General features: G+C 29.1%; 14 protein-coding genes and 1 other RNA gene. 12 read left to right on the forward strand and 3 right to left on the reverse strand.

All coding sequences use genetic code 11. The annotated features are described in order from the left end of the window. The first annotated feature begins 3 nt into the window (after positions 1-3). The 5 genes from CURI_RS04855 to pepF all read left to right on the forward strand — a co-directional run bounded on the left by CURI_RS04855 (position 4) and on the right by pepF (position 5709). Positions 4-1266: an FtsW/RodA/SpoVE family cell cycle protein gene (locus tag CURI_RS04855; RefSeq protein ID WP_014967113.1), complete on the forward strand. Its 1263-nt coding sequence runs from the start codon at positions 4-6 to the stop codon at positions 1264-1266. Further along, entirely contained in the window at positions 1238-2644 is a 1407-nt protein-coding gene (locus CURI_RS04860) for a peptidoglycan D,D-transpeptidase FtsI family protein (RefSeq protein ID WP_014967114.1), read from the forward strand. The genes CURI_RS04855 and CURI_RS04860 overlap by 29 nt, the downstream gene beginning before the upstream one ends. A gap of 154 nt (positions 2645-2798) precedes the next feature. Beyond that, positions 2799-3245, forward strand: coding sequence for a cell wall hydrolase (locus CURI_RS04865; protein ID WP_014967115.1), 447 nt, complete (start codon positions 2799-2801; stop codon positions 3243-3245). Between the two features lie 31 nt (positions 3246-3276). Continuing rightward, complete coding sequence (locus CURI_RS14955) at positions 3277-3732, forward strand: hypothetical protein (protein ID WP_014967116.1); 456 nt, start codon at positions 3277-3279, stop codon at positions 3730-3732. A gap of 162 nt (positions 3733-3894) precedes the next feature. Further along, positions 3895-5709: an oligoendopeptidase F gene (gene pepF / locus CURI_RS04875; RefSeq protein ID WP_144276000.1), complete on the forward strand. Its 1815-nt coding sequence runs from the start codon at positions 3895-3897 to the stop codon at positions 5707-5709. Positions 5710-5834: 125 nt separating this feature from the next. Here pepF and CURI_RS04880 read toward each other — a convergent pair whose 3' ends face one another. Further along, positions 5835-6650 carry an NAD(+)/NADH kinase gene (locus CURI_RS04880; protein ID WP_014967118.1) on the reverse strand — a complete coding sequence of 272 codons (816 nt, stop codon included), beginning with the start codon at positions 6648-6650 and terminating at the stop codon, positions 5835-5837. 221 nt (positions 6651-6871) lie between these two features. Between CURI_RS04880 and CURI_RS04885 the strand changes: the two genes are divergently transcribed. The 4 genes from CURI_RS04885 (at position 6872) to CURI_RS04900 (ending at position 9677) form a co-directional block, all read left to right on the forward strand. Next, on the forward strand, positions 6872-7255 hold the full coding sequence (locus CURI_RS04885; RefSeq protein ID WP_014967119.1) for a YkvA family protein: 384 nt from the start codon (positions 6872-6874) through the stop codon (positions 7253-7255). A gap of 340 nt (positions 7256-7595) precedes the next feature. After that, a complete protein-coding gene (locus CURI_RS14960; protein ID WP_014967120.1) occupies positions 7596-8276 on the forward strand; it encodes a stalk domain-containing protein in 681 nt (226 codons plus the stop codon). Positions 8277-8412: 136 nt separating this feature from the next. Further along, a complete protein-coding gene (locus CURI_RS04895; RefSeq protein ID WP_014967121.1) occupies positions 8413-9327 on the forward strand; it encodes an RluA family pseudouridine synthase in 915 nt (304 codons plus the stop codon). 83 nt (positions 9328-9410) lie between these two features. Continuing rightward, positions 9411-9677, forward strand: a complete 267-nt coding sequence (locus CURI_RS04900) for a hypothetical protein (RefSeq protein WP_014967122.1) — start codon at positions 9411-9413, stop codon at positions 9675-9677. 121 nt (positions 9678-9798) lie between these two features. On the opposite strand, the gene CURI_RS04905 is transcribed toward CURI_RS04900, so the two are convergent. Then, positions 9799-10440, reverse strand: coding sequence for a hypothetical protein (locus tag CURI_RS04905; RefSeq protein WP_014967123.1), 642 nt, complete (start codon positions 10438-10440; stop codon positions 9799-9801). Between the two features lie 314 nt (positions 10441-10754). Here CURI_RS04905 and CURI_RS04910 point away from each other — a divergent pair, with 314 nt between their 5' ends. The 3 genes from CURI_RS04910 (at position 10755) to ssrS (ending at position 13243) form a co-directional block, all read left to right on the forward strand. Next, positions 10755-11048, forward strand: coding sequence for a hypothetical protein (locus CURI_RS04910; RefSeq protein WP_014967124.1), 294 nt, complete (start codon positions 10755-10757; stop codon positions 11046-11048). A gap of 132 nt (positions 11049-11180) precedes the next feature. Next, positions 11181-12950 carry an ATP-dependent zinc metalloprotease FtsH gene (ftsH, locus tag CURI_RS04915; RefSeq protein WP_014967125.1) on the forward strand — a complete coding sequence of 590 codons (1770 nt, stop codon included), beginning with the start codon at positions 11181-11183 and terminating at the stop codon, positions 12948-12950. A gap of 111 nt (positions 12951-13061) precedes the next feature. After that, positions 13062-13243, forward strand: a non-coding RNA gene (gene ssrS, locus CURI_RS15270) — 6S RNA. A 20-nt stretch (positions 13244-13263) separates the two neighbouring features. Here ssrS and CURI_RS04920 read toward each other — a convergent pair. Next, positions 13264-14778: a putative polysaccharide biosynthesis protein gene (locus tag CURI_RS04920; protein WP_014967126.1), complete on the reverse strand. Its 1515-nt coding sequence runs from the start codon at positions 14776-14778 to the stop codon at positions 13264-13266. Positions 14779-14975: the final 197 nt, after the last annotated feature.

Below are 14975 nucleotides of genomic sequence, written 5' to 3' on the forward strand. Positions count from 1 at the left end.
TGTATGATAGGAAAATTAGCAACAAGAACACCACAAGGTCTACTAGTAATAATCAATACATTAGCACTAATATTACTATTATTTTATAAGGAAACAGTAGAACAAAACTTAATAATATCTATAGTAATATTTATGATTATTATGTATGCATCTAATTTTATACTGCATAAAGTTTCAGATGGTGATAATTATCTTTTCTTGATAACATCAATGCTTTCAAGTATTGGTATTATAATGATATATAGAATAAATCCAGCTCGTGGAATTAGACAAATATTTTTATTTGGAATAAGTATAGCTGCATTTTATATTACTTATTTTATTTTTAAAAAGATAAAAAAATGGGATAGGTATATTAAATTCTATATAATATCTTCTTTGTTGTTATATTTAAGTACACTTATATTTGGAACACGAACAGGTGGAGCCCTTAACTGGTTATCTATTGGTGGCTTTGTTTTTCAACCATTAGAGCTTACTAAAATACTTTATATTTTCTTTATAGCATCTTACTATCATCATAGAGAAGAATATATTAAAAAGTATGGAAGTAAAACTACCCTGATCTTTATGGCTATAGCATATGCATATATAGGTTTTTTATTTTTACAGAGAGAATTAGGTATAGCGTTACTATTCTTTTTAGTATTTAATGCACTGTTTTATGTTTATGAAGAAGATAGAAAGCTAATTTTGATTAATTTAGTAGGGGCAATATTTATGGCGGTAATAGGCTATATGTTTTTTAGTCACGTTAGATTGAGAGTAGATATATGGATAAATCCTTGGAAAGATATAGCTGATAGAGGATATCAAATTACTCAATCATTATTTGCCATTGCATCAGGTGGATTTTTCGGGACAGGAATAGGTTTAGGACATCCAGAGTTTATACCAGAAGTTCATACTGACTTTATATTCTCAGCAATATGCGAAGAAATGGGTGTATTTGCGGGAATAGCTATAATCATGCTATTTATGATAATTGTATATAGAGGAATAAAAATAACTCTTCAACAAGAAAATAAATTTTATAGGATTATGTCACTGGGAATTACCGCTACTATAGGTTTTCAAGCGTTTATAATTTTAGGCGGAGTTGTAAAAATGATCCCATTAACAGGTATAACACTTCCATTTATAAGTTATGGGGGAAGTTCTTTAGTGTCAAGTTTCATCTCACTAGCAATACTGCAGGTGGCTTCTGAAGATATTGAATTAGAACAGGAGGATGAACATGAACATAGAGTCCAAAAGAATAATTAGAGTATTAGTTTTATTAAGTGGTTTGTTTATAAGTTTAATAGTATATTTAAGTTACTTTCAGCTAGTGAAAGCAGAAAAAGTACAGGAACATTCATACAATAAAAGAAAATGGCTAGGTGAAGAAAAGATAGTAAGAGGAACAATATCAGATAGAAATGATACAGTGTTAGCATATAGTCAGAAAGAGGGAGATACTCAAGTAAGACATTATAACTATGGTTCGTTGTATGGACATGTAATTGGATATAGTTATAGAGAATATGGAAAAGCTGGATTAGAGTCTACTTATAATGAAGAATTACTTGACTTAAGAGATACAAATCCAATAGAAGAATTAAAAGACATTATAAAAAGTGGTAAAGAAAAGCACGGAAACAATTTAGTCTTAACTATAGATAATAGACTACAAAAAAAAGCATATGATTTATTAGGTGGAAAAAAAGGTTCTATAGTTCTTATGAATCCTAAGACTGGAGAAATCTATGCTATGGCAAGTAATCCAGTATTTAATCCATCTAGTTTAAGAGAAGATTGGAAAAACATTGTAGAAAGTGAAGATGGATATCTTCTAAATAGATCAACTATGGGACTGTATGCCCCAGGATCTATATTTAAAGTTATAACTGCAACAGCAGCTTTAGAGAATCCAGGAATAAACACAAACTATGACTGTAAAGGATCTGTTAAAATAAATGGATATACGCTGAACGACTATGATAAGACAGCTCATGGTAGACTAGATTTAGAAGGTGCTTTAGTAAAATCATGTAATGTTGCGTTTGGACAGATGGGAGTTCAGTTAGGAAAAGAAAAACTAAGAGAAGTATCTGAAAAATATATGTTAAATAAAGAAATACCATTTGATCTAAAAGTGTCTAACTCAGTATTTTCAAAAAAGAGAATGGATGATACAGAATTGGGTGTGACAGCAATAGGACAAGGGAAAACATTAGTTACACCTCTAAATATGGCTATGGTTGCATCAGCAATAGCTAATAATGGAGAAATGGTTAAACCTATTTTAGTAAAGCAAGTTGAATCACCAGAAGGAAAAATATTAACAGAAAACTATACAAAAACACTTTCAACAGTTACTACACCTGAAGTATCTCAACAATTAAAAGATATGATGGTTAAGGTAGTAAGTAGTGGTACTGGTAAAAATGCTAGTATAAGAAATGTGAAAGTTGCAGGTAAGACTGGTACAGCTGAAAATGAAACAGATAAATCACATGCATGGTTTATAGGATTTGCTCCAGCAGATGATCCCGAGTTAGCTATTTCAGTTGTATTGGAGAATAGTGGCAGTACTGGAGGAAGTGCAGCAGCACCTATAGCTAGAGATCTCTTCATAGAAGCACTAAATACATTAAAATAGAATAAATTATAATAGTATTTAAAAAAGGTTATCTTGAAGGCTGATATTATCATCAGTTTTTAACAGATAACCTTTTTATTTTTAAAATTTAAAAATTAGTAGCAAAAAAGAAATTTAATAATATATTAGTATTATCCAGTTGATAGGGGGTGTTATGTTGTCTTTTTCAGATAGGGAGTTATTTGCTAGAGTTATACAATGTGAAGCTGGAGGAGAAGGAGAAACTGGGATGAAGGCAGTAGCAACTGTAATAATGAACAGGGTACATGTACCAGATGGAGAATATCAAAGGGTTAACCAGGGGAGCTTAAGAAGAGTAATTACTCAAGAAGGACAATTTGACTGTGTTAGAACTACCATACGAGGAGTAGCTAACCCACAAACTATTTGGGCAATGCGTCCAACTGATTTACACTATCAGATAGCAGATTGGGCATTAGCTGGAAATAAGTTATGGAATATAGGAAGATGTTTATGGTATATGAATCCTTTTGTACCTACATGCCCACCAGTATTTCCGTATAATGGAAGTGGTCAGTTTAACTCAAGGATAATACAACATTGTTTTTATGATCCAACAGAACTATATAGTAGTACTTAAAGAAAGCCAAAAATAAGGAGGTAAAAATTAAATGAATTTTGAAGATTTTTATATTGAGCCATTATATTATGATTTTGAAGGGATGATGCAACCAACGGTACCAATGCCGCCATCTATGCCGATGCCACCACCGTCATCGCCATCAAGACCATATAGACCTGGTAGACCTGTTGAGCCTTTTCAACCACCTATGCAGCCTTTTCAGCCACCTATGCAACCTTTTCAACCACCTATGCAGCCTGTTCAACCAATTGAGCCAGAAGAACCACCGGTTGTAAGGAGTAGGGACTATATACAGGGGTACTTAAGATCTATCATAGGTAGATACGTAAAAGTAGAGTTTATTCTGGGAACTAATATGCTTATGGATAGAGAAGGAACGTTACTAGAGGTAGGCATAGATCACATAGTATTAAGAGAACCAGAGACAGATGATCATGTAGTCGCAGACTTATATTCAATAAAGTTTGTAAGAGTATTCTATTAAAATAAGAACAATTTCATAAATTATTATTACTATAGATATAGAGTAAATGTTTAAAATACATACTCTATATCTATTTTTATTGAAGTTAAAGTAAAATTTAATTACCTCATAGTGTTATAATTATGAACTATAGGATAAAATATATATAGCAAACAAAAGGAGATGATATTATTGTCAGAAAATAATAATTTAGTTAAAGAAAGAAAAGATATAAATGAAGAATATAAATGGAACTTAAAATCGCTATATGAGAGTGATGAAAAGTGGGAAGAAGATATAAAAAAACTAAAGGAAATGTCTAAAGAAATAGCTTTATTTAAAGGAAAAATAGGGGATAGTTCAGAAAGCTTATTAAAAACTTTAAACTTGAAAGATGAAATAAGCAGAATAATAGAAAATTTATATACTTACGCTAAAATGAGATTAGATGAGAATACTACTGATAGTAAATATCAGACTTTAAGTGACAGAGCGTCTAGTACTTCAGTTGAAATTGAAGAGAGTGTGTCTTTTATAGTTCCAGAGATATTATTAATAGAAGAACAAAAGCTTAAGCAGTATATAAAAAATGAAAGTGACTTAAAAATATACGAACACTATATAAATGAGATACTAAGACAAAGGGAACATATACTATCACAAGAGCAAGAATCTATAATAGCACAAATGGGAGAGTTATCAAGTGCGCCTGAAAGCATATACTCAATGCTTAATAATGCTGATATGAAGTTTCCAGCTATAAAGAATGAGGATGGTGTAGAAATAGAGATAACTCATGGAAATTTCATACCATTAATGGAGAATAAAAATAGAAAAGTAAGAGAAGAAGCTTTTAAAGGTCTTTATGGAGCATATAATAGTTTTAGAAACACATTTGCAACTTCTTTAAATAGTGAAGTGAAAAAGAATATATTTCATGCCAAAGTTAGAAACTATGATTCAGCGCTAGAAAGTTCTTTAGATGAAAATAATATAAATACATCAGTTTATGATAATCTAATAGATGTAGTAAATGAAAATCTTAATCTCATGCATAAATACGTAAGTATAAGAAAAAGGCTACTGGAAATAGATGAATTACATATGTATGATTTATATACTCCAATTATAAAAGAGGTAGATATGAAGATACCTTATGAGGAAGCAAAAGAGATAGTATTAAAGGGATTGACTCCACTAGGAAAAGATTATACAGATATAGTTAACACTGGATTCAATTCAAGATGGATAGACGTATATGAGAATAGAGGAAAGCGAAGCGGAGCATACTCTTGGGGTACTTACGACTCAGATCCTTTTATACTATTAAATTATCATGATACATTAGACAATGTATTTACGCTTGCTCATGAAATGGGACATTCAATGCATAGTTACTACTCTAAAACTAATCAACCTCATATATATGGTGGATATAGTATATTCTTAGCAGAAATAGCCTCTACAACTAATGAAGCTTTGCTAATAGACTATATGCTTAAAAATACAACTAAAAAAGAAGAGAAACTTTTCTTATTAAACCATTACTTAGAACAGTTTAGAGGAACTATTTTCAGACAAACTATGTTTGCAGAATTTGAAAGAGACATACATAGAGAAGTTGAAAATGGAGGGGCTTTAACAGCAGACAATTTAAGTGAAATGTATAAGGAACTAAATAAAAAGTACTATGGAAAAGATATTATAGTAGATGATGAAATAGATGTAGAGTGGGCAAGAATACCACACTTCTATTACAATTTTTATGTGTTTCAATATGCAACAGGGTTTTCTGCTGCAATAGACTTCTCTCAAAAGATATTAGAAGAAGGAGAGAGTGCAGTCGATAAATATAAAGGATTCTTAAAAAGCGGAAGTTCAGAATATGCTATAGAAACTCTTAAAAAAGCGGGAGTAGATATGACTACCAAGGAACCAGTAGAAAGAGCTTTAAAACTATTTGGAGAACTTATAGAGGAGATGGAAAGCTTAATATAAGATAAAATTTTATATTAATTAAATATAAAGGTTGAACATAGTAAGAAAATTATGTTCAACCTTTACTTGTATTATGAGTATAAGTTTATAATATATATAATTTCAGTGTGAAAATAAAATTAATATTATAAGAATTTGTCTCTTACATTAGCCCAAAAATTCTTTTTATTTAAAGTAAGTCTTTTTAAAGTCTTTTCAGAAAAGCTAAAGCTTATTTCAGATATATTATCATATGTAAATTGTTTTCCATCTACTATGATGAGAACAGAGTTTTCATCTCTATATTCAGGGCTAAATACTATGGGCGTATCTTTAGGTATTATTAAGCTATTATTTAAACATCTATAGGACTTAGAGTTTATAGGGGCTATTGGAGTAAGTTGAAGTACATTTAAAGAAGGACTTATAACACTTCCACCGCAAGAGTAATTATAAGCTGTACTACCAATAGGGGTAGATATTATAACACCATCTCCACTGACTTTTTCAAAATGCTCGTTATCAATATAAATATTTAGATGTATGACTCTAGACTCTATTGCTTTTATAACAATCTCATTAATACCATTTAGTGTTATGCAAGCATCTCTAGTACAAATATCAGCTTGTATGAGTGAAATTTCTTCTATATTGTATTCTTCAGCACAAAACTTATCCACGAATTTATCTAAGTTATCAGGAGAAATCTCTTGAAAAAATCCTAAGTGTCCAGTATTCACACCTATGAAAGGTATATCTGGAAAGTGGTACCTATGAACTGTTCTTAGAAAAGCTCCATCTCCTCCTATACATATGTTCAATATAGCATCAGGATTGAATCCCTCATATATTTCATAATCTTTACGAGAAAGTTTATCATGTAAAGACTTAAATGCTTTGGTTGAAGGCATGTCATTATTATGTATAATGTTTATTATTCTTTTTTTATTTGTCTCTTCCAATTTGAAATCCCCCCTAAGATCTTTAAACAAACAAGAAATAATATAATATTATTATATACTAAATTGAGGAACAATAATACTAGTCCATAAGGTTAAAACTAGTTTAAATAGGATATTAGTTTAATAGTAGTTAATATTTAGAATTTGTTAAGAGTTGAGTATCTAGAGTATAATTTTAATTACATGGTTAAAATATAATTTAACTTTAGGAGGAAAGAACTATGAACTATTCAAAAGAATTTTCAGAAGACTCACTATTTCAAAAAATAATAAAAACAACTAAAAAAGCTGGTATTTCTGTAATATATGCAGTACTATTACTATTCTATACTTTACAAAAATCTTCTACACCTAAGAAAGCTAAAGCAACAATAATGGGAGCTTTAGGATACTTTATTTCACCAATAGATGCAATAATAGATATAACTCCAGTAGCTGGATACACAGATGACTTAGGAGTATTAATAGCAGCGATTATAACAGTAGCTATGTATATAGATGATGAAGTAAAACAAAAAGCAAGAACAAAACTAAATGATTGGTTTGGCAATTATGATGAGAACTTATTAAAAGATATAGATTCCAAAGTGAATAAAAGTGAATAAAATAATTTGAATATATACATAGCTTCCATTGTGATGGAAGCTATGTAATTTTTTAAAAGAAATAAAGGATAAAGCATTAAATATGAAGAATATACTGAGTTGGGTATAAATGCAAATATATTTTCTATTATTGTGCTCATAAATCTAAGAAAATTCTAGCTAAGGGAGGAGTACTATAGAATAAACTACATAAAAAATATCTATACATGCTACGATGAAAATATAATGTTGATGAAGTAACATAGAAGTAAGAAAAAAATAAAAAACAAAACAATACTAGAATATATTGATAGCATTTTATACTAAAAATTTAGAAAAATACGATTGGGGGAATCTTTATATGAAAAAGATATTATCAGTTATACTTATGTTATTAGTAATAGGCTCTAGCGTTTCATTTGCTCAAAGCGATAAAATTACAATAGTTATAGATGGAAACACTATAAACACAGATGTAAATCCTGTAGTAATTGATGGAAGAACACTTGTTCCGATAAGAGTAGTTAGTGAAAATCTTGGAGCTAAAGTTGAATGGAATGCTGAAACAAAAGAAGTAAAATTAGACTTTACTGAACTAGGTGCTAGCGTAAAAATGAAAATAGATAGTAAAGAGTATGATGTAAACGGAGAAGTAGGAACAATGGAAGTTGCGCCTAAAATGATAGATGGAAGAACAATGGTGCCTATAAGATTTATAAGTGAGGAATTAGGATTTTTAGTTGAATGGGATGGTAATACTAAAACAGTAAATATATCTTCAGAATATGAAATACCTGAGGAAGTAGAGAAAGCAGCTTTAGTACTAGAAAGTGCAATATCAGAAAATTACTCAGAAGAAGCAATTATGATTTTCGAAGAGGCAGAAGAAATAGAGGGAAAAACATATTACTTATTTGGTATTTACGAAAATGATTCACAAGAAGCAGGTATCTTAAGCTTATATTACGTATCTGAGAATTTAGATGAAATCTATGAATGGGATTCAGAGGGAGAGACTTTAATAGAAGTACCTTTAAAGTAAAAAATCTTAAAAATAAATATTATAAAAAATCTCTATAGAAAATAATTCTATGGGGATTTTTTTATTTGTAATATGTTAAAATAAATGATGGTGAAAATAAATATATAATTGCATAACTATAGAGGAGAATAAAATAATGAATTATTTTCAAGAGACAGAAAGTATAATATCTTTTAAGGCAAATATAGATGATTTAAAAGTAGAAGAGATTTTAAAAAAGGAATTTGATATATCAAGTAGGCTTTTTACAAAACTAGTGAGAAACAAGTCAGTATTTTTGAACGGTGAAAAGGTTAATAGAAATCAAAAAGCTAAAAAAGGAGATATAATAACGATAATAATACCAGATGAGGAAGATATAAATATACCAGATCCAGATATACCAATAGATATAATATATGAAGATCTGGATTTAGTTATTATAAATAAGGAGCCTAATATAGTAGTTCATCCAACTAAAGGACATCCATATGGAACTATATTAAATGGAATGGCATATTATTTTAAAGAAAAAAATATAAAGAAAAAAGTCAGATTTGTAAATAGATTAGATATGAATACATCAGGAGTTCTAGTTATTGCTAAAAATTCATTTGGTCATCAGCAAATGTCTAAACAATTTCAAGAAGATACAGTTGAAAAAAGATACATGGCTCTAGTAGATGGCATAGTGGAAAAAGATGAAGATACAATAGATTTACCTATAGAAAGAGAAGGTGAAGATTCAATAAAAAGAATTGTAAGAGAGGACGGTAAAAGATGTATAACTAGATATAAAGTAGTAGAAAGATATAAAAATACTACTCTTTTAGATGTAAAGATAGAAACTGGAAGAACTCATCAAATAAGAGTCCACTTAAGTCATATAGGTCATGCTATAGTAGGAGACTCACTTTATAACACTGAAAGTAATCTTATAGATAGACAAGCACTACATTCTTATTATTTGAAGTTTAAAGTACCTAGAAATGGGGAACATAAAGAAGTAAAGGCTGGTCTACCAAAAGATATGAAAAATGTTATAAATATAGCAAGAGAAAAAGAGATATAAAAAAGTTACAGTTAACATACTTTTAGTAGATTAGTTTATAATAATAGAGATATAAAAATAAACTAAGTAAGGAGTGATACTGTATGCTTAACGATATAAGAGAAACAAGAAGTAGAGATAAAGATGGCTTATATCAATTGACGCTAGAAGTATCTGAAAGAGATTTTTTTGGTTTATATGATGAAGTTGATAAAGATTCAGCTCTTGACTTATTGAAACAATATCTAGTTTATCGTCAAGACGACGGAAGACCAAGTGATATAGAAATCGATCATAATAAAAATAACAGTATTATAGTTATAAAGACAAAACTACACTACTTAGGAAATGATCATACTGAACAACCTTAGTCTAAAAAGTAATTAATGAAATAAAAGATCACTCTATTTTTTCAGTTTAAAAATAGAGTGATCTTTTATTTGTAAGTCATATAAAGAATAGCTATATAGATTATTATGTAAAATATTCTGCCTAATCTTCATCATCATCATTGTTAGATTTATTTTCTGAGGATGCACTAGCTAATGTTTGAAAAACCTTCATCATATCCTTAACTTTACTAGCAGACTCTTCATTTTGTCCTAGCAATGGCATAACCATATTCATCATATTTTCCATCTTATCTTCTGGCTTCTCAGATTGATTACTCAATGAAGACATAATACCTACCATACCTTTATATTTATCAAAATTTGCTACTAAATCTACAAGTGGCCTTATATTTTTGATTTTATCATCAGGTATATCATCTTTTAATGTTAGCAATATACGATTAAATCTTTCTTTAGATGAAACATTTTGAGCAGTTATTACTGAATTACTAGGTTGATTACTAGATAAGAACTCAGCTAATTCGGCTACTTTATTCATTTTATCGAAATTAAAAACAAGAGAGTTAACTTTTTCTACATAAGGCTCCGGAAGATATGGACCTATTTTTCTTAGAGTATCTACAGAATGATTTATATCATCTATAGTTAAAGATTTTGAGATCTCATTTACGAAATTACTAATAGAAGCACCTATATTAGCTCTTCGATCTCCTGGGGGTTTTGCAACAGTAGAACCTAAAAGTAATAAAGGAATAAAAACTAAAAAATTATTATTTTTCATTAGACTCGCTTACACCTCCTGAAACAAAATATATAATATACTATGAAACTCAAAGACATAATGTTACTTTAAATTTAGTTAAATATATTATTAAAGGAATTTATACTATATATAGTATTAAAGATGGAGGCGAATATATTACTAATAGTGAAAAATCAATGAAAAGTAAAAATATTAGTTTGTTTATTCCAAGGAGAACATTATTATGAAAAAAGCATCCTATTATCTATTATAATTTAGTAGGTAAATAAAGTAATATATGACTTAATTGAAACATAAGTATCTAATATTCTATCAATAAGGGAGTGGTATATTTGAGTGAAAATAAAAAGGAAGTAGAAAAAGCTTTAGAACAAATAAAAAATGCTGTGAATCCTAATGAGGAGCAATTAGATCAGTTAAAGAATTTAGCAGATAATTATTCTGAAAAATCACAAGATGAAATTTTTTCTGAAATAATGCAGTTAAATAAAAAATTATCTGAAGATTTGGGAGCGGATGAATTTAAAAACAAATTAAGTCAACTAGAGCAAATAAAACCCATGCTGGATAATGAACAGAGTGAAAGACTAGATAAACTCTTAAGCATTCTTAAAAGTTCTTTATAATGAAAAACTTACAAAAAAGCCACTAAGTAACAACAGCTTTTTTGTAAGTTTTTTCTTATATGAACACAAAATTATAAAAAGATGTTATAATAGAAAAAGACATTATGTAAACCGATAGATTGGGGGAGTAATATGAAAATCAGTAAAAAAGTTATAGCATGTGTAATAATACTAGGGGTTATCATAAGCTCTTCTATATATTTCTATAAGACTAATCAATCAAAATATTCAGATATAACATACAAAAAGTTTTTAAGTGAAATTAAAAAGGAAAATGTAGAAGAAGTTTCTTTAAGTGAAGGATCTAAAGTAAAAGGAAAACTTAAAGATGGTAAATACTTCAAAACGGATAACCCAAGAACAGAGGGATTCAAGGAAAAACTTTTAATGTCTAATGTGAAAGTAATAGAGCCTAATGACAATTCTATATTAAATAACACAGTTATATTGATAGTTACTTTAGCTGGAATATCAGGAATACTATATGCTACTAGAAAAAATACATCTAAACAAGCTGAAAAAGAAATGTCTCAGATGTCAGACATAGAAAGCAGTGAGGGAACAACAGGAAAGCTTAAGTTTGATGACATAGCTGGAAATGAAGAAGCTAAGGATAGTGTTAAAGAGCTAGTAGACTTTATAAAAAATCCAGATAAATATGAAAGATACGGAGCTAGAATGCCTAGAGGTGTATTACTATATGGACCTCCGGGAACTGGAAAAACATTACTTGCAAAAGCACTAGCTGGTGAAGCAGAAGTACCATTTTTTGCAGTAACAGGATCAGACTTTGTGGAAGTTTATACAGGGCTTGGGGCAAGTAGAATTAGAAATTTATTTAAGAAAGCTAGACAAAAAGGGAAGTGTGTAATATTTATAGATGAGATAGATGCTTTAGGTAAAAAGAGAAAAGATGGACCTTCAGGAGGTTCTGATGAAGGGGATAGAACTTTAAATGCATTATTAACAGAGATGTCAGGATTTAAAGGAAATGAAGGAATAATAGTAATGGCAGCTACTAACAGAATAGATACACTAGATGAAGCGCTTTTAAGACCAGGTAGATTTGATAGACAAATAGAAATAGGACTTCCAGATATAAATGCAAGACATAAAATTTTAGAGCTTCATAGCAAAGATAAACCAGTTTCTGAAAATGTTGACTTTAGACAAATAGCATACCAAACAGTTTACTTTAGTGGTGCTAAGTTGGAAAGTCTTATGAATGAATCTGCAATGTTGGCGGCAAAGCATAATGATACTGAAATAAATATGAATCATATAGATAGAGCATTTTATACAGTTATAGCAGGAGAAGAAAAGAAGGATAGAAGCAGTATATCTTTAGAAGAAAAGAAAATAACTGCGTACCATGAAGTTGGACATGCGTTAATGACTAAGTTAACTTCACCAAAAAATAGAGTTACTAAAATAAGCATTATCCCAAGTACCAAAGGAATTGGTGGATTTAGTATGAATATACCACAAGATAAAATGTATCATACTAAGAAAGATATAGAGAATAATATAATGGTAGCATTAGGTGGAAGGGCTGCAGAGGAAATAAAATTTGGAAAAGACGATATAACTACAGGAGCTTTAAACGACTTACAAAAAACTACAGATATGGCTATGTCCATGGTAGGTAAGTTTGGAATGGATGAAGAAATTGGATTATTAAATTATGAAGTTGTTTTAGGGTCGAACTTAGGAAGTAATAGTTATATCATAGAAAGAACTAAAGTAATAATAAAAGAACTTTATGATAGAACCTTAAAAACTTTAAAAGAAAATGAAATATTATTAGAGAATGTAACGAGTAAATTGCTAGAAAAAGAGACTTTAAATGAAGATGAGCTAAACGAAATGTTCGAAAATGCTTGTCAAGGTGTAAAAATATAAGAAAACGTTATCATACGTTAACTAATATTAAATAAATCGATATAACACCTTATAATGGAGCAAAATGTAATTTACAAATATGTAAGACTTATAGTATAATGAATTCAGAAGAAACTCCTGAGATGTTCGAGGGCTTATGGTAATTCAACCTACAGAGTTAATATGGGAGTCTGAGTTTAATATTGGATGATATGCCTAATTATAATAGGAAATCAAAAGATATTAGCAGGACACCCACCTGCAGAGATATGCGGGTGTGAATTAGCAAGGGCTCACGGCATTGCGGGAATAAAAAAATCCTAGATTTTAAAATCTAGGATTTTTTTATTCTAAATATTAACTTAAATATAGATTTAGGAATGCCTTTAATTATAAACAATGTGAAAATGTACGTAAACATACCGACAAATATACAAGGTAAGAAACCTATATAATTATATGACAATTTAGTAGTAAGTAAAGCAAAAATAGCAGCTACAAGAGGTTTTATCATATAAGAAATTAAGTTGATTTTTATATTCGTACTTTTACAAACTACCATATAATCTAGTAAAGTTGTAATAAGCGCAGAAAGAATAAAGCTTAAAAAGAAACCGTTTATACCAAAGCCTGGTTTTGCTAACAAGAAATAAGCACATATAACTTGGAACACATTTCCGACTAGGTTGTTTATTGTTGATATACGTTCTTTTCCTATTCCTTGTAAGATACCTGAAAGAATATGCTGCAAGGACATAAAAATAGTTCCATATCCAATAACAGATAAGTAAGTTCCAACCTCTTTATCACCATATAAGAATAATCCTATAGGTTCTCCGAAAAAAGCAAAAAATATAGTCATTGGAATAGACAATATAAAAGTAATTCTTAAAGCTATATATATATTTTCCCTTACTTCTCTATATTTTTTTAGTGCAACGAGTTCAGATAACATAGGGATAATGTTTACGACTAAAGGGGAAGTAACCATAAAAGGTAAATATATTAGTGGTAAAGTCATTCCAACAGATTTCCCGAATATAGCTATAGACTGTTTATAAGTATAACCTGCTAATACAAGTCTTTGTGGAATTAATATTGAATTTAAAAGTTGTAGAAGAACACTTAACATTCTAGATAAAGTTATAGGAAGTGAAATTTTAAAAATGTCATAAAAGATAGTTGAATATGATAAACTAGCTTTCTTAACCGGTGTCTCTTTAGATGAAGTAAATTTATAACTTATAATCATCCATAAGAATCCTAAAAGTTCACCCACAGCTATTCCTATTACGCAAATTATCACACCTACTTTAGGAGTTACAGCGGTAATCTTAGTAAGAATATATAGCACAAATGCTATCTTAGAAAATTGTTCAATAAGTTGAGCAATTCCAGATGGCAATACTTTTTTTATTCCATAAAAGTAACCTCTAAAAATACTACCTAAAGATATTATTATAATTGATGGAATAAGAAATAAAACAGATAGATAAATATCTTTATTTTTAAGAATACTATGACTTATGGTTTCAGCAAATATAAAAATTATTAAGCTTAATATAACGGATAAAACTAAATTAAGAAGAAATGAAATTCTCAAAATCTTTTTTATACTACGGCCATTAGATGCATGAACAGAAACTAACCGAGAAATAGCTATAGGAATACCAGCGGTTGTAATAGTGATAGTAAACATTAATACTGGACTTATCATTTGGAAAAGCCCGACTCCTTCTGCACCAATATGCTTAGAAATAGCTATCTTATATACAAAGCCCATAATTCTAGATAAAAAATTAACTATAGTTAATATAAGGGTACCATATAGAAGATCTCTTTTACTCATAAATTAATCACCTCTCATATAAGAATATTTAAGCTATATAATAAAAATGATATTATTTAGTAATAAGCAAAAGAAATATAGTATTGTTAAATAATTTTCAAAGAAGATAAAAATGCTGTAAAAGTATACCAATAAAAGTAAATAAATTTTATATATATGGAAGATAAAAGTATATACTAACAAAGGAATAATATCGA

It is taken from the genome of Gottschalkia acidurici 9a, from assembly GCF_000299355.1.
In the GTDB taxonomy this organism is placed as follows: domain Bacteria; phylum Bacillota; class Clostridia; order Tissierellales; family Gottschalkiaceae; genus Gottschalkia; species Gottschalkia acidurici.